Origin of the sequence: Lacticaseibacillus suilingensis, assembly GCF_016861845.1 — a bacterium.
Taxonomy (GTDB): domain Bacteria; phylum Bacillota; class Bacilli; order Lactobacillales; family Lactobacillaceae; genus Lacticaseibacillus; species Lacticaseibacillus suilingensis.
On the sequence record NZ_BOLV01000001.1, the window covers coordinates 1 to 16,192 of the forward strand.

Consider the following 16,192-nt stretch of genomic DNA (forward strand, 5'->3'; position numbering starts at 1 on the left):
CGACAAACAACATTCTACGCTGTCTCCTAGTGGGCCAGTCTTTTTATTTGATGTTCCACTTCAATTGTAAATTCAAGCATTAAAAAAAGACCGCAAAGGGCGGCCTTATGTCTGAAGGCGGCAATCCTCTATAGAGTTTCACCGTTACTTTGAATTGTCTGGCGCAACCATGAGTAGCTCTTCTTAGGCACCCGCTTTAGATCGCGCAGGTCATCGTTAGAGCGGTTCACATAGACAAAACCATAGCGTTTTGTCATGTCGCCTTTAGAACTGAGAATATCAATGAGCCCCCAGACAAGGTAGCCCATCACGTCAACGCCGTCATATTCAACGGCATCCTTCAATGCTGAGAGGTGCTCCCGGTGATAAGTGATGCGGTAATCATCCTCGATTGGGTGATTGCCGTCCCAGTCTTCACGCACGCCAATCCCGTTTTCAATTGGGAAGATTGGTAAGCGACACCGGTTGTAGATATCGTTTAACGTCGTACGGAAACCCAGTGGATCAATTTGCCAGGCCCATTCTGTTTCCTGCAAATATGGATTTTGGGCCTTACCGTTCACGAGGTACCAATTTGGAGCGGAGTTGACCGGGATTTTTGTGCTATCAATGGTGGTGGTCGAGTAGTAGCTCAGGCTGATGAAGTCGCTGCGACATTGACTAATAACGGCCATTTCGGTTGAATCCAGAATGGCATCTAAATGCTCACGATGCATAAATGCGAGCACTTCACTGGAGTATTCGCCTTTCGTAAACAGAGAGAGGAGATTGAAGTTGGCAAACTCACCAAATTTTCGTGCGGCGGCGACGTCCTCAGGCAGCGGGCTGTGTGGATAGACAGTCTGATAGGCGAGCATTCCACCAATTTGAAGGCCAGGGTAGTTGGCATGAATCTCATTAGCAATGGCAGCATGCGCCAGCATCACATGTTGCTGAATTTGATAGAGCGCAGCCACGGTCTTAGGACCACGATACCCGCTGATATTGAATACTTCAGGCACACTGTAGTGATTCTGCTCATTAAAAGTCAGCCAGAGTGGGACCCGCGAAGCAAAACGGTTCAACATTTCCTTCCCAAACCGAATAAAGGCCTGAACGACCTCATCAGCGATAAAGCCATTATATTCTTCAGCCAGGTGCTCAGGCATATCAAAATGATAGAGACAAGCGAGTGGGGTAATGCCAGCTTGCAACAGGGCGTCGATTAAATCTGAGTAGAACTGAATACCTGCTTCGTTGAACTCACCATCGCCTTCCGGGCAGACCCGGCTCCAAGAAATCTGAAAGCGGTAACAATTTACGCCTGCGTTCGCCATCAGCGCAATATCTTCTTGATAGCGGTGATACTCATCGATAGCATCGGTCCAAGTTGTCTGACCGCGGACATCATAGACAGAAGGTCCTTTGCCATCAACGCGAGCCGCGCCTTCAGTCTGCATACTTGAAGTGGAATTACCCCAGAAAAAGTTGTCCCTAAGAATTGTCATTGTTTAGCTCCTACTCTGAATTGTTGGTTGCATATTTTGACTTTACATATCACAAAGGTATACTCGTATATGTATAACTTGTAAGTTCATGTGTTGAAGGAGGCCACTATGGCTAAATATATTGATATCGCGAATGATCTAAAACGAAAGATCAAGGATGGCACCTATGCCGCTGGAGAGCCGCTGCCTGGCCAGAAGAATTTGGCAGAAGATTATAAGACCAGCCGGATGACCATTCAAAAATCACTTTCGCTACTGAAGGCTGAGGGTTATCTCTATTCTCAGCAGGGGTCGGCAACGTTTGTGAAGAAAAATATCGACAGCCTCTCTAATCTAGACATTGGCGTTGATCAGTATGTTGGCATTTCTAAGCTGATGGAAGGTAAGCATAAGGTTACCAGTAAAGTCTCAAAGTTCGAGATTCGCTATCCAGTTGAGGCAGAGTGCGACAAACTTTCGCTGGGACCAACAGATGCCGTATACGATATCCTACGACTGCGTCTGGTTGATGAAGAGCCCTACTCGATTGAACACACCATCATGCCTATTAGTATTATCCCTGGACTAGATGAGAACATTTTGAACCATTCAGTCTATGAATATATCCAAGGAGAGCTGGGGCTGGAGATTGGCGGTGCTTATCGGCAATTTAGTGCTAAAAAGTCTTCCGAAGCTGACATTAAGTATCTCGGCAACGAAAGCACAGATCCGGTGTTGGTGATTACCAACGTGGTTTACCTCGAGAGTGGCACTCCGTTTGAGTATTCCATCGTGGATCAAAAATACGATAAGGGTCGTTTCGGCATGTTTATTCCCAGCCAGGCCAAGTACTAACCAAGTCTGCATCTAGTGATAGATGCAGACTTTTTTGCAATGTAGCTATCAACAAGCCCAGTATAACGGCAAATGTGCGTCATGTAAACATTAATTATAAATTTGGCTTTACAAGATTATGCGAAGCGCTTACAATGACCTTGGCTTTAAAAATAATTTATTCAGGAGGTTAACATGGATAAGCCGAATGCATTTGTTGATAAGCTGACGATGTTCGCGTCAAAGTTCGCCAATAATTTATACATGAGAACGCTGCGCGATGCTTTCGTCATGATCATGCCATTGTATACACTTGCCGGCTTTGGGGTGCTGCTAAATAACGTTGTCTTTCCACTTGTGGTTAAAGGTGACGCTTTAGCTAAGATACAAACGTGGGGAACACTGATTACCAACGGGACTTTGAATGCTGGGGGGCTGATTGTAGCACCTGTGATTGCGTTCATGCTCGGCCGTAACAAGAATTTCACCAATCCAATCATGTGCTCGATCGTGGCCATGGCTGCTTTCATCATGACCATGCCCTTGACGCTGGACCTGCTGCCAGTTGGTGGGAAAAAGCCCGTTTCAATCTCAGGGGTTTTGGCCTACAGCAACATCGGGGCAAACGGTATGTTTACAGGCTTGCTGATTGGGTTATTTGGGACTTTGCTATTCCTGAAGGTCTCCAGCATCAAGCGCCTGCATGTCAACCTTGGCGATAACGTACCACCTGCAGTGGGCCAGTCATTTGACTCATTAATCCCAGCAATGGTAACTCTGTCTGTGATTGGAATCATCGGGGCTGTGTTGATTGTCTTCTTGAACAGCAGCATCATGACCTTTATCACCACGATTATTCAGGAACCACTACGCCGAGTTAACACTAGCTTGCCGGGTATGCTATTCATCTATGGGATTGGGAGCTCGTTTTTCTTCTTTGGGATCCACCCATTCGTGAACAGTACGCTGCTTGACCCAGTGCTTCTGATTAACATGAACAAGAACATGCTCGCTTTCTCTCAAGGCAAGCCAGCGCCTTACATTCTGACGAACACTTTCCGTGATATTTTTGGCCAGATTGGTGGGACTGGGAGTACCATTGCGTTGTTGATTGCTGTCTTCATCTTTTCTCGGGTACGGGCAAAGCGTGACATCGCTAAGTTAGCGATTTTACCAAGTATTTTCCAGATTAATGAACCGACTATCTTTGGTTACCCAATTGTCTTTAACCTGCCGTTGTTTATCCCGTTCTTCATCATTCCGGTGTTGAACATCTTGATTGCTTATGGGATTACTGCCATCGGCTGGATGAGCCGCGTTGTTGTCATGGTGCCATGGACCACGCCACCAATTATGAACGCTTATCTCGCAACCGGTGGTGATTGGCGCGCGGCGGTTGTTCATACATTAATCATTGCACTTGATGTCTTGATCTACTTCCCATTCATGAAGATTGCCGATCATATCTTTACACAGAGCGCTAAGGAGGAAACAGTTTGACGCAAAGTACGAAGGACTATGACGTCATCGTCGTTGGCGGCGGGCCTTCGGGCACAATGGCTGCGGTCGCAGCCGGCCGTAACGGAGCCCGGGTGCTCCTAATTGATCAGGCCGGATTTCTCGGTGGATCTTTAACTTCGATGGGTGTAGGGCCGATGATGACCTTTTTCGCAGGCGAAAAACAGGTGATTAAAGGACTTGCGCAAGAACTGATTGACCGCCTCGTTGCGCAAGGTTTTTCGCCAGGTCATGTACCGGATGCAACAAACTACGTGTCTTACAACACACCATTCGACTCAGAAGGACTCAAACTAACGCTGGATGCCATGACGCAAGAGGCAGGGGTGGAAGTGCTTTTTCATACCATGTTGGTTGATGTGGCGGTTGACGATGGAGAGGTTCAGAGTCTGACCGTGGCGAACGAAGATGGCCTGACTACCCTTACGTCGCATATCTTTATCGACGCCACCGGCAATGCCGATTTAGCGCTGAAGGCGAGGGTTCCATTCCAGCTGGGACGCGAAGAGGATAACCTGACGCAGCCGATGACGCTTAACATGAAGCTGTATAACGTGGATACCGATGAGATTCGACGCGATGTTTTAGCTCATCAAGATCGCTTCCCGCGGGCGGAGAGGGACTTAGACGCCTTCAATAACGCGGCTCGCGTTGCGGTGAGTGGCTACGAAGAGGAGTTTCGGCGGGCTAGAGAAAACGGCGAGCTTTCAATTCCCCGGAAAGATTTGCTGTTCTTCGAGACCAATACGCCTGGCGAGTATATCGTGAACGCTACCAGAATCCTCAATCACGGTGTTTTCGATGCGAAGACTTTATCTGACGCTGAGATACAGGGCCGGATTCAATGTCATGAGTTGTTTGTCTGGCTTCGCAAGACAATTCCTGGTTTTGAAGACTGTCGGATTGAGTTTACTGGGCCGAATATTGGGGTTCGTCAGTCGCGACAGATTCGTGGCACATATTACTTAACTGCGGAGGACTTTGCGACGCATAAGCAGTTTGCCTCAACCATTGCCCATACTGGCTACCCTATGGATATTCATAGCCCGCAAGGTAGTGGCTATGGAACACCGAACGATTATCACGAGTCGAAGCCGTCAGAATTTGATCGCAGTAAATTGAATGATTATCATGACATTCCGTTCGAGGTCATGACCACGCCGGCATATAAGAACTTGGCGGTAACTGGGCGTTGTATTTCGGTTGATTTCAACGTGCAAGCCTCGGTTAGAACGACGCCAACGGTGATGGCATTGGGCCAAGCCTGTGGGACGGCGGCTGCACAGGTCGTTAATAACGATACAGATTTAACACAGCTTGATGTTCAAGCACTCAGACAGACGTTAAAAGAACAAGGTGCATATTTAGATTAGTACTTAGATAAACAGAGCCAGTGCTGGCGTGGAGGTCCACGTCACACTGGCTCTGTTTCTGCTTTGTGGTTTATTGTTCCGGGTGGTACCTAGTCGAAAATGCGTGGCCGTGGCTGGCATCAAAAGTAATATCGGTCCCTGGATGCACCAGATGATGCGTATCACGGTACTCGATCGACAGGTTGGTATGCGCCTTGAGATCTTTGAGCACCTGCCCGTACAGCGCCGGATTGTGCTGAATCTCTAACAAGTCATCACAAGGCGCTTGATAGCAAAGAAACAGCACTCAGCATGAAGGCTGGGTGCTAATCTAATTCATCCAATATTTTTTCCAGAGCAGCATTCATCTTATCCTGGGCTTCTTGATTCATCTTAATGGGTTTCGTCAGGCGCATCTTATCTGTGCCTTCGACAAACTTCTCATTAATTCGCTCCTGCTCAGTTTTCTTCTCCTGCATTTTGCATCACCGCTTTCAAGATCAGGTCTAATCATACTGCATTTGGGTATTTCGTGCATCTATCCTGTACCTGGGCAAAATCTTTGGTCGGCCACTATTTTTGTGGATGGTAGCTGGTCGAGAACGCATGTGCATAGAGTATTACAACTTTTTTGACGAAAATCAAAGTGACGAAAATCGATTTTATCAAATCAATCTTCGTCACTGAGGTTTGTCTATTTGTCCTTGCTTGAAAATTGGGTAACTGGAGAATTCTTTCGGACGTAAATTTTTGGCTGTACTTCAACGCGGGGGAAATGAAGCTAGATACTTATTCCATTTGATGCAATAACTTTTTGATACCAGTAAAAAGAATCTTTCGGATAGCGCTTGCCGCTACCAGTACCATCATCGTTAAGGTCGTTATAGATGAAGCCGTAACGTTTTTTCATTTCGCTGGTGCCAGATGAGACCATATCAATTGGGGACCATGCACAGTAGGCAAATACATCAACGCCTTTTTCTACCGCGTTTTTAAGCGCTTGAAGGTGCTGACGAAGATAGTCGATGCGGTAATCATCATGGACGGTATCATTCTCGTCGAGTTCTTCGATTTGCCCAAATCCATTTTCCGCGATCATCAACGGAGAATGATATCTATCCCAGTATTTTAGAAAAGAGTCATATAGGCCTAACGGGTTAATGGTCCAGCCCCATGGGTTTGCCTTGAGGTAAGGATTCAATTCTGAATCGCCAATTGCCATGGAATTCTTGTCCGCAGAAACAACGTTGGAGTTGTAGTAGCTGATTGCAAGAAAGTCTAGGCGGTTATCACGAATAAGCTGGAGGTCACCATCTTGAATGGTGAAGTCTATCTGATGATCTTTGAGATAGCGTAGAGCGTATTTCGGGTATTCTCCGCGAAGTTGCACATCGGCAAAGAAATACATTGTCATCTGGTTCTTTTCGGTTGCGAGTGTGACATCCTCAGGCTTGCATGTTTCGGGGTTAACCAAAAAGTCTGCCAACATGCAACCAAACTTAAATTCGGGATTGATTTTGCGCCCAATTGCTTTAATGCGGGCACACATCACAAATTTATGGTGAACCGTTTCGAACTTTTTTTGGTCAAGCTCAGTTACCTGATCTCGAACGATACCCAGAGCGCTAAGCCCTACGCGAGTGAGATTGATTTGATTAACCGGGATCCAGAATTTCACCCGATTCTGGTAGCGAGTCAGAACGGTGGTTGCATAATTCACGAACCAATCACAGACTTGCTCATCCAGGAATCCATTATATTTTAGCGCCAGGTCGACAGGCATATCATCGTGATACAGAGTGACAATCGGTGTAATACTCAGTGACTGCATCGTGTCAAAAAGCTTGTCGTAGAAGCTTAAGCCCGCTTCTGATGGCACAGTGTAATCGCCATTTGGGTAGATACGAGACCAACTAATCGATAGCCGAAAAGCTTTCAAGCCCATCTGCTTTAAGAGTTCCAGATCGGAGCGGTACTGATGGTAAAAATCGATACCCTTCTTTTTAGGGAAGATGTACTGATTTGGATGCTCAACTCGCTCCAAGATTTCCTCGCGGGTGAAGTCGCCTTTCACCTTTGCATGATTGTTTGGATTGTAATCTTGGATATCGGCGACAGTTAATCCACGATCAGCACTCCCTTCGGCTTGTTTGGCACTAATTGCTGCGCCCCAGAGAAAGTTACTCGAAAAGCCGTTTTGTAGTTCTTGCTGGGCGACGGTACTGATTTTCATGATTACTGATCCCTTCTAGTTCAGATGATTATGTTCGATTGCTTCGAAGCGGCTATTCAGACCGTTAAATAGCTGAATTAGTCGCTCGGTAAGATTGACCTCAGTCATGATGGTCATCAAGGTATCCTGAGCGTGAGTAAAGAGCAGGCATGGCTCATAGACTTCGCCTGCAGCCTCACCCTGGATAATGTCGGTTTGCGCCTGATGGGCCTGGGCAATATTTTCTCGTGCCTCTTTAATCAGCTTGGATGCTTTTTCGTAGTCGTTGACTTCAACCGCATCCAAGGCCTGATTAGCTTTGGTGCGTGCGTCGCCAGCATGTAAGATGATTTGCATTGCAACAGGAATTAACTTATTATCTTCGTCCATTTAAAAGTCTCCAGTATCTAAAATTAAACGTCTTTATGCGTTTTGTGCAGTTGGTTCAGCCGTACGGGTTACTGCCTGTTCTGCTGCGGCTTGTTCTTTTGCCAGTACTTGTTGATCATACTTCATCAAGAATGGGTACCAGATGAGCGTGTAGATGACAAACAGAACGGCGAACCAGAGAAAAGCACGCGTATCATTAGTCGTCAGCCAAGTGCAGATAGGAGCGGGGATACGGGAAATATTGTTGACACCGGCCGGAATATTGAGCCAGCCAAGTTTCATAATGAACCAAACCACTAAAGCACCAACGATAGAGTTCATCCACATTGGAATCATCAGTAGAGGATTAAAGACGACTGGCGCACCATAGACCAGAGGTTCATTGATGTTAAAGATTGACGGTGCGATGCAAATTTTGCCCATCGTCCGTAGCTTCTTTGACTTGCACCGGAAGAGCATCAGAATGTTGAGAGGCAGGGTACCACCCAGACCACCCATGGCAACCAAGGCAGTGGTAAAAATGGTTTCAGTTGTAACAATGTAGATTGGGGCGCTGCCGGCTAATGCTAACTGTGCATTGGCAGCAATACCAGCCATCAGAATTGGTTTAACAATCGCATTGAGCGACCACGCTGATACCCCAACGGTGTACAGCAGAACATAGAGAAAGTTGATAACAAGAAAACCAGGTAAAGATTGTCCCAGATTGACAACTGGCTGGAAGATAAAATTGATGACAGCCACTAGATCAACGTGGAGAGAGAAGGTCGTAATCCCGAACAGAAGGTAGATGACCGTCATGGGAATGATATTGTTAATCCATTCGATGACGAAGTCAGGTACCGCTGCACTGTCTTCCAGAACATGTAGCTTGGCGTAAAGATGGAAAATTAGCATAACGACCAGCGCTGAGATGATTGAAATAAATAATCCGCTACCGCCCAAGTAGTTGATGTCTGAGACAGTAATGCTGGTGAGGGCGGTTTTTGCGTTTTTAACAAGGGCGAGAACATTTGGAGCTAGTGCCATTAAGAAGACAGTAACTGATGTAAGGCCTGAGGTGATGGTGTACTTAGGATGATCAAGCTCAATCATGCCGAAATATGGAACCATGAAGGCAACAATTAAGGACATCATGCCGAAGCTAAATGTATTCACATAGCTCAGGTCAGGCAGTGAAGGAATGTAGCGAACAAAGACATTGTAGATTGAAACAACTGATCCTACCAAGATGAAAGGCAGGATTTTCTGCATGGCGCTTGCAACGGCACTAATCCACGGATTTTTGAAAACCTTTTGCATGCCGGGGGCAAGCTTATCGGTGAACCATGACATAATCGCATTCATTTGTATTTGCCTCCTTAGGCAGTCTTTTCAATTTCGTTAAGCGCGAGTTGGAGCAGACCGTGCCCATCCAACATGGAGTAAATGTCTTCGGGAATGACAATGACTGGTACTTTATAAGGTGCTGCAATCTCGCGAAAAGCATCTAGACGAAATGCGTAATGAGGACCGATGCAGAGAATGTCCATTTTAGGAAGGAATGTAGTGACTTCTGATTCGCTTTTTGCTTCAACGGTGACATCCAATTTTTCTTTTTTTGCGGCGCCACGTGCTTTCTGAGCCAGAAAGCCAGATGAGAGACCGCCGCCGCAGCAGAGGTAAATATGTTTCTGTGCCATAAAGATTATCCCCTTTGAGATTATTTTGGTTTCTGTCATATGACTACGGTTATATTAAAGCGCTTAATTCTGGATGACCTCAACCAGATAGCCGCACCGTGCATGATGCAAAATTGCACCGTGCAAGAATCTACCGATGTGATGTTGTAGACTCGAATATAATGAACTTATAAATAATTATGGAGGGACTTGTATGCGCCAAAAGCAGATAACGATGTTACAGTACTTAGCCACGCAGCGCGAGCGAGTAACTTCAGAGGTGTTGGCCCAGTACGTGGGCGTTTCCGTTCGAACAGTGAAATCGTATATTGCCGAGATTAACCTTGAATTTCCGGAACTAATTTTGTCCTCAAATCGGGGATACAAAGTAAATCCAGAGCAAGCAGCCAGGGCGCTCAAGATGAAGGATCGCATTCCGCAAGACTATGAGAGCCGGTGTGTGTTTTTAGTCAAAAGAGCATTATTAGATCGTCATTCGAGCGTCAATGTTTTCGATTTATGCGAGGAATTGTTTGTCAGTTTTTCGACACTTAAGAGTGACATTGCTAAGATGAATACAACCTTTGCCGGTTTCAACCTGACTTTCACCTGTACCGATAGCAAGTTTCAGATTGTGGGTAGTGAGTCCGATAAGCGCCGGCTAGTGACGCACGTGATGTCAGAAGAAGTCAGTGGGCAATTTCTTGATTTGACGTTCATTCAGGACAGTTTTCCAGAATATCGCGTTGATATCGCATGCGAACAGATTCGCGATATCATCAGACAGAATGACTACTATGTGAATGATTTTTCCTTCATCAATCTGGTGCTCCATATCATGATTATGGTTATTCGGATTCAGAATGGTAATCATACACACAAGAACGAAGCTTCAATCGACCCTCATTCAGAGTCCGCCAAGATTGTCGAACAACTATGTCAGTTTTTAAGCGACTTTTTCTCTATCAACTTTAACAATGAGGATAAGCAGGAGATACAACTACTGCTGAAAGCCAATAATGGTATCCAGATACATGAAGCGACCGATGATACACAAGCCTTGGTCCCTGAAGACATCTGGAATGAGGCCAACGACTTAGTAACCGCAGTAAACAACCATTTTTATGTAGATCTGTCATCTAATGACTTTCTGACACCCTTCACTTTGCACCTCAAAAGCCTACGTAATAGAATTCGGGCTCATTCAGTTGTCAGGAACCCAATGTGGGAGTCGCTCAAGCTCTCTTGTCCTACGATTTATGATATTGCAACGTTCATGGCTTACCAGCTGGGCAATTTCTTCGGTGCAAAGCTTAGTGAAGATGAGATTGGCTTTCTAGCCTTACATGTGGGTACCGAGATTGAGCGTCAGAAGCGCGATGAGGTTCGTGTATCAGCCGCAATATTGTGTCCCCATTACCTAGGCATCAGAGACAGCTTGTATAAGAACATTATCGATGATTTTTCGGGCCATATAACTATTAAAAAATTTGCTGCCTTGGAAAACGAGGTACCCACATCCGGTATTGACATGCTGATTACGACCGTACCGGTGCAGCCAAAGGCAGGAAGGACGGATGTACTGCTACCACCGTTTAGTGCAAATTATGACGCCAGTAAGATTTCCGCAGCCATTCAGGCCATTGAAGAAGGGAAAAAAGTCGATTTTTTGGCCGATAATTTTGATCTGTATTTCAGTAAATCGCTTTTCATGTATGTTCAAGATCCGCTCAGACAGGCAGATATTCTCAAAGAATTGGGGAATAGTATGATTGCGCTTAGGCATGTGGAACCTGATTTTCTGGATGAGATATGGAAGCGTGAGAGAGCAAGCTCGACAGCATTTATGAAGGTGGCAATCCCTCATCCGATGAAGATGAATGCGTTGCGGACAAGCGTGGCCATAGCAATTGTGCCACGAGGCGTAGAGTGGTCTAGCAATCATGTTGTCAACGTAGTATGTATGACGGCTTTTAACCGTATGGATAATCAGAATTTTCATAAGGTGTATGAGATTCTAATCGATTTGTTTAACCGACCGGACTTCATGGCTAATGTGCAACGTTGTAAGACATTTGCCGATTTTAAGACTGCAGTAGTTGACTACTACCGTGGCTAATCAATCTATCGGTAAATGTTTTCGAGGCGATTGCAGAAGGTAGATAGGAAAATTGGTAAACACAAAGAGCCGATGTTGGTCGCGTGGAATTCACAACCAGCATCGGCTCTATCTCTAAAAATATCATGCAGAGGGTGAGAGAGAGCTCCTCCTGCTTTAACAAATACCTGTGAGTGTTATTTCCTTCTTGAAAAGGGAGATTTTTCTTTTTCATCGAAGAATGCTGTTATAACAGCTCACATTCAACATAGAAAAACGCCAGTGCATCGACTGACGTTTCTCCAATCTCAGTCAAGTTGCGTTTAGTTACTCAGATCCTCGCCATTATTGGCAATGACCTTCTTGTACCAGTAGAACGAATCCTTCGGGTACCGGTTCAGGGAGCCTTCGCCTTTATCATCGCGGTCGACATAGACGAAACCGTAACGCTTGCGCATTTCGCCGGTCCCAGCGGAAACGAGGTCGATGCAGCCCCACATGGTGTAGCCCATCAGGTCGACCCCGTCGATGGTGACGGCATCGCGCATCGAGGCCAGGTTTTGCTGCAGGTATTCGATGCGGTAATCATCGTGAATCTTGTGGTCCGCAGTGATTTCATCGGCCCAGCCAATGCCGTTTTCGACAATCCAGAGCGGCTTGTGGTAACGGTCATAGAGGTTGTTCAAGGCGATGCGCAAGATCTGTGGATCGGTGGCCCAGCCCCAGGCGTTGGTCTTCAGGTAGGGGTTCTTGACGCCAGTGACAAAATTGCCGCCGTCTTTGCCGTCAACGTCATGGGTGGTGACGGTGCTGGAGCCATAACATGAAAAGCTCAAGAAATCGGCTGGGTAGTGGGCCAAAAGCTCGTAATCTTCTGGGGTGTCATCCAGCTTGATGCCGTCGCGTTCATACTTTTTGATGCGGTAAGCTGGGTAGTGGCCGCCGGTTTGCACGTCGGCGTAGAAGTAAGTATTTTGCATATCCACTTGGGCCTTAAGCTGGTCGTTCGGATCGGCGGTCAAGGCGTAAAGGGGACCATAGGCCAACATCTGGCCGACTTGCACGCTGGGGTCAATTTTATGCGCGGCCCGCACGGTGAGGGCGCTGGCGACGAACTGATTATGGGCGCCTTGGGCTTTGGTTTGCTCGGTGGCATTGATGATGCCACCGCCCATGTAGCCGCTCATTTCCATCATGTTGATTTCGTTGAAGGTGAGGTAGTAGTGCACCTTGCCTTTGTAGCGCTTGATCACGGTGGTGGCGTACTTCACGAAGAGGTCGATCAGCTTGCGATCGGCCCAGCCGTTGTACTTGATCGCCAGGTGCAGCGGGGTTTCATAGTGGGACAGGGTCACTAGGGGTTCGATGTTGTACTTTTTGCATTCATCGAAGACGTTGTCGTAGAACTGCAGGCCTGCTTCGTTCGGCTGGGCATCGTCCCCATTTGGGAAAATGCGGGCCCAGTTGATGCTCAGGCGGAAGACCTTGAAGCCCATTTCGCCCATCAGCTTGATGTCTTCTTTGTAGTGGTGATAGAAGTCGGTGGCGGTGTGGCTTGGGTAGTATTCACCGTCTAAGACTGCGGGTTCCGCGTCTTCTGGGACTTGGCAGTTGCTGGCACCAAAGCCAAAGGGCGTCGAACCGGTTTCGCCGGTGGTGGGATTCTTCCAGGTGACGCGGCGCGGCTGGTCCACGGCGCCATTGGTCATGACGTCCGCAGTGCTCAGGCCTTTGCCACCTTCAAGGTAGCCACCTTCATATTGGTTGGCGGCGGTGGCGCCGCCCCAGAGAAAATTATCGTCAAATGCCATGGAAAAACTCCTTTCATTGTGCCGTTTTATAGTCAAGTATTGTCGCTCGCTTCAGGCTGATCACTAGGAAAAAAGGCCTAAGTAGGCGGCTGACTTTTTCATTATAGCGCAAAGCAGGTGCTTCTAGTAAGCGGATACAATTCGAATAGTCTTATAGCATAATCTGGTCAGCACTTATTATTGCAACCCACCAAGAGCAAAATCGTGATTAGCATTATTTTGTTGCCGGTTTTATACACAAAAGCCCACTCTTTTTCGCTCAACGGTATGGTTTAATAAAACCTGAACCTAAGTTGGGAGGAAGCAAACATGAAATTGAACAAGGTCAAAACCTGGTGGGTAGCAGGTGGCAGCTTTTTGGTCGTGATTTTGATCATCATCGGGGTGTTCTGGTTCCGCGGCCATCAAAGGCAGGCCGACGCCGATGCGCAAGTGACCAAGGCGCTGAAGCAAGGCCAACAGCTGGACACGAAAATTACCAAGCACTGGGCGCAAAAGAACGTTTATGTGACCGCCAGTACGACTAACCAAGCGGTGACGGCGCTGAACAAAAATGCCACGAAGCTGACCCAAACCGTCGCTACGTACAGAGATAAGGCCCCGCAAGCGGTGGCGAAAAAAATCACGTCATTCGATGCTACTGCCACCAAGCGGCAACAGGCGTTGAAGCGCTTGACGCGTGCCACTAAAGCGACGGTTGCCGTCAATGCGTTGACGAAGCCCCAAGCCTTGAAAGGGAAAAAGGTGAACGATGAGGCCGTGATCAAAGCTAGTGCCACCGCGGCCAAAATCAAAAAGGCCACGAAACTGGTGAAGGCCAGCAACAAGACTTTGAAGCAGACATTAACGTCCATCTTGGCGACCTGCACGGCCCAGCTGAAAGAACGAGAGGCACTCGTTGCCGCTACCGCTAAAGTGGCGACGGATGGCAAGCTCAAGGTTGGCGTTGGTCTGGAGGCGTTGACCGCTTATCAAGCCTTCATCAAAGGGATGACCTATCCCAAGCTGGCTGCAGGCCAGGCTGAATTAACCGCTGCAGTGGCGAAGGCGATTGCGGCTACCAACATCAAGGGCATCTCATTGACGGAGTTGCAGCGGCGCATTTTCTACATCTACTCGGATGGCAAGGCGGCGGATGCGGCCTACATTGAAACCAATGATGGCCTCAGCGCGTTTAAAGGCGACCACTATCAGGCTTCAGTCTGGGGCATTTACCTTTCCGGTTATGGCCTGTCGACGCGGGAGCTGGCTGACTTTGACGTGGCGGCCAATGGTGATTACACCATGAAGCATGGCTTTGATACGATTAAACAAGGCAATGTGCTGAAGGATGTCTCTGCCGCGCAGCTCAAAACGGTGCGGGCTGATGTCACCAAAGGCATTGAGCCGAAAAAGCGCGCCTTGACGGCAATTTTTCCCAGCGACAAAGCCTTCTACGACTGGGCGCTGACTCAGGTGACCGCGCCAGATGCGGCGCCAGATGAACTTAAGAGCAATGTGTCTGCTGAGTTTAGTTCAGTGGACTCGGATGACTTGGTCACTGTGGATGCCCAGTATGATGTCTCCTTTAACTACAGCAATGGCCCAGACGGTGATCCGTCGATTGGCCACTTTGGCCGCATTATTTTGGCCAAGGATGGGACGGTTTATAGCGGCTTACCCGGCGGTGTGCTGGGGCAGGATACGAGCTTGACCATGGCCGTGATGCAGAAACAGTATGGCGATCAATAAGCTTCGCTGAAGCGCCTAATCGGCCGATTGGGGGGATGGTTGTAGTCGCGCTGCGCTGGGCAACGCCCGAGCAGATAGCTACGCCCAATGCCTCGCCGCCAAAGCCCAGCGGCAATGCCTTGGGCTAGGCTACCTATCGGGTTAAGTGCGCCCAGCTCCGCAGCCTGCGCTTTTTGCGCGGCCGTGGCGCCAGGCCTATAATGAAAACATCAACCAAAAAGAAGGCCATTGCATGAAAATTGAAGAAGGCTACATGCCGTTTCACGGCTATCAGACTTATTACCGCATTGTCGGCGAACGCACGCCAGGTAAGGCGCCACTGCTGCTGATTCACGGCGGGCCGGGGTCATCGCATAACTATTTTGAATTGATGGACGATTATGCCAAAACCGGCCGTCAGTTGATTATGTATGATCAGGTCGGCTGCGGGAAGTCGTCGCTGCCGGAAGACGAAAGCGTCTATGTCCGTGAAACCTGGCGCGAAGAGCTGGTAGCGCTACGAGAATATTTGCACTTAGATGAAGTCCACATGCTGGGCCAGTCTTGGGGCGGGATGCTGGAGATGTACTATCTCACTACGCTGGATCCTCAGGGCATCAAGTCGGTGATGATCGATGGTTCGCCGTCGTCCATTAAGTTGTGGATTGCCGAGCAGCATCGCCTGATCAGCTATCTCAGCTATGAGGACCGGACGGCGATTGCCGAAGCCGAGCGTACCGGCGATTTCACCAACCCTAAGTACCTGGCGGCCAACGACCGCTACATGGAGCGCTACTGCTGGGATGATCCGGATGAAAACTCCCCAGAACCACTGCGCCGGCCAACGAATGGCAAACGCGCCAGCTTGATTGCTGAAGGCCCGAATGAGTTCACCGAAAATGGCACGATTTCTGACTTTGAAGTCACCGCTGACCTGCACAAGATCCATGTGCCAGTGTTAGTGACCAACGGCACGGATGATCTGTGCACGCCGTTGATTGCCAAAACTGTTTACGACCATATCCCTGGCGCCAAGTGGCATTTGTTCGCCAACAGTCGGCATTTGGCCTTGCTTGATCAGCATGATGAGTTTATCTCGGTGCTTGATCAGTGGCTCAATGCCAACGACTAAACCAAAAC

General features: G+C 47.9%; 14 protein-coding genes. 6 read left to right on the plus strand and 8 right to left on the minus strand.

The genetic code is table 11. The annotated features are described in order from the left end of the window. Window positions 1–128: 128 nt before the first annotated feature. Window positions 129–1,487, minus strand: coding sequence for a glycoside hydrolase family 1 protein (locus JUF11_RS00005; RefSeq protein ID WP_204117751.1), 1,359 nt, complete (start codon window positions 1,485–1,487; stop codon window positions 129–131). Between the two features lie 108 nt (window positions 1,488–1,595). On the opposite strand from JUF11_RS00005, the gene JUF11_RS00010 reads away from it, so the two are divergent. The 3 genes from JUF11_RS00010 to JUF11_RS00020 all read left to right on the plus strand — a co-directional run bounded on the left by JUF11_RS00010 (window position 1,596) and on the right by JUF11_RS00020 (window position 5,191). Continuing rightward, on the plus strand, window positions 1,596–2,321 hold the full coding sequence (locus JUF11_RS00010; RefSeq protein WP_204117752.1) for a GntR family transcriptional regulator: 726 nt from the start codon (window positions 1,596–1,598) through the stop codon (window positions 2,319–2,321). A gap of 174 nt (window positions 2,322–2,495) precedes the next feature. Beyond that, window positions 2,496–3,800 (plus strand): PTS sugar transporter subunit IIC, encoded by a 1,305-nt coding sequence (locus tag JUF11_RS00015; RefSeq protein ID WP_204117753.1) that lies wholly within the window; start codon window positions 2,496–2,498, stop codon window positions 3,798–3,800. Beyond that, complete coding sequence (locus JUF11_RS00020) at window positions 3,797–5,191, plus strand: FAD-dependent oxidoreductase (RefSeq protein WP_236000343.1); 1,395 nt, start codon at window positions 3,797–3,799, stop codon at window positions 5,189–5,191. Before JUF11_RS00015 ends, JUF11_RS00020 begins: the two co-directional genes overlap by 4 nt. Before the next feature lie 70 nt (window positions 5,192–5,261). Here the strand turns inward: JUF11_RS00020 and JUF11_RS00025 are convergent, their stop codons facing one another. From JUF11_RS00025 to JUF11_RS00050, 6 genes are all read right to left on the minus strand, one after another. Beyond that, on the minus strand, window positions 5,262–5,441 hold the full coding sequence (locus JUF11_RS00025; RefSeq protein WP_204117754.1) for a hypothetical protein: 180 nt from the start codon (window positions 5,439–5,441) through the stop codon (window positions 5,262–5,264). A gap of 55 nt (window positions 5,442–5,496) precedes the next feature. Further along, on the minus strand, window positions 5,497–5,649 hold the full coding sequence (locus tag JUF11_RS00030; protein WP_204117755.1) for a hypothetical protein: 153 nt from the start codon (window positions 5,647–5,649) through the stop codon (window positions 5,497–5,499). 302 nt (window positions 5,650–5,951) lie between these two features. Then, complete coding sequence (locus tag JUF11_RS00035; protein WP_204117756.1) at window positions 5,952–7,403, minus strand: glycoside hydrolase family 1 protein; 1,452 nt, start codon at window positions 7,401–7,403, stop codon at window positions 5,952–5,954. A gap of 15 nt (window positions 7,404–7,418) precedes the next feature. Then, window positions 7,419–7,772, minus strand: a complete 354-nt coding sequence (locus JUF11_RS00040) for a PTS sugar transporter subunit IIA (RefSeq protein WP_204117757.1) — start codon at window positions 7,770–7,772, stop codon at window positions 7,419–7,421. Window positions 7,773–7,805: 33 nt separating this feature from the next. Beyond that, a complete protein-coding gene (locus tag JUF11_RS00045; RefSeq protein WP_204117758.1) occupies window positions 7,806–9,119 on the minus strand; it encodes a PTS sugar transporter subunit IIC in 1,314 nt (437 codons plus the stop codon). A 14-nt stretch (window positions 9,120–9,133) separates the two neighbouring features. After that, entirely contained in the window at window positions 9,134–9,454 is a 321-nt protein-coding gene (locus JUF11_RS00050; RefSeq protein WP_204117759.1) for a PTS sugar transporter subunit IIB, read from the minus strand. Window positions 9,455–9,647: 193 nt separating this feature from the next. On the opposite strand from JUF11_RS00050, the gene JUF11_RS00055 reads away from it, so the two are divergent. Then, window positions 9,648–11,552: a BglG family transcription antiterminator gene (locus JUF11_RS00055; RefSeq protein WP_204117760.1), complete on the plus strand. Its 1,905-nt coding sequence runs from the start codon at window positions 9,648–9,650 to the stop codon at window positions 11,550–11,552. Window positions 11,553–11,854: 302 nt separating this feature from the next. Here the strand turns inward: JUF11_RS00055 and JUF11_RS00060 are convergent, their stop codons facing one another. Then, a complete protein-coding gene (locus tag JUF11_RS00060; protein WP_204117761.1) occupies window positions 11,855–13,342 on the minus strand; it encodes a glycoside hydrolase family 1 protein in 1,488 nt (495 codons plus the stop codon). A 309-nt stretch (window positions 13,343–13,651) separates the two neighbouring features. On the opposite strand from JUF11_RS00060, the gene JUF11_RS00065 reads away from it, so the two are divergent. Then, on the plus strand, window positions 13,652–15,073 hold the full coding sequence (locus JUF11_RS00065) for a hypothetical protein (protein WP_204117762.1): 1,422 nt from the start codon (window positions 13,652–13,654) through the stop codon (window positions 15,071–15,073). A gap of 232 nt (window positions 15,074–15,305) precedes the next feature. Then, window positions 15,306–16,184 (plus strand): proline iminopeptidase, encoded by an 879-nt coding sequence (gene pepI, locus JUF11_RS00070; protein ID WP_204117763.1) that lies wholly within the window; start codon window positions 15,306–15,308, stop codon window positions 16,182–16,184. The last annotated feature ends 8 nt before the right edge of the window (window positions 16,185–16,192 follow it).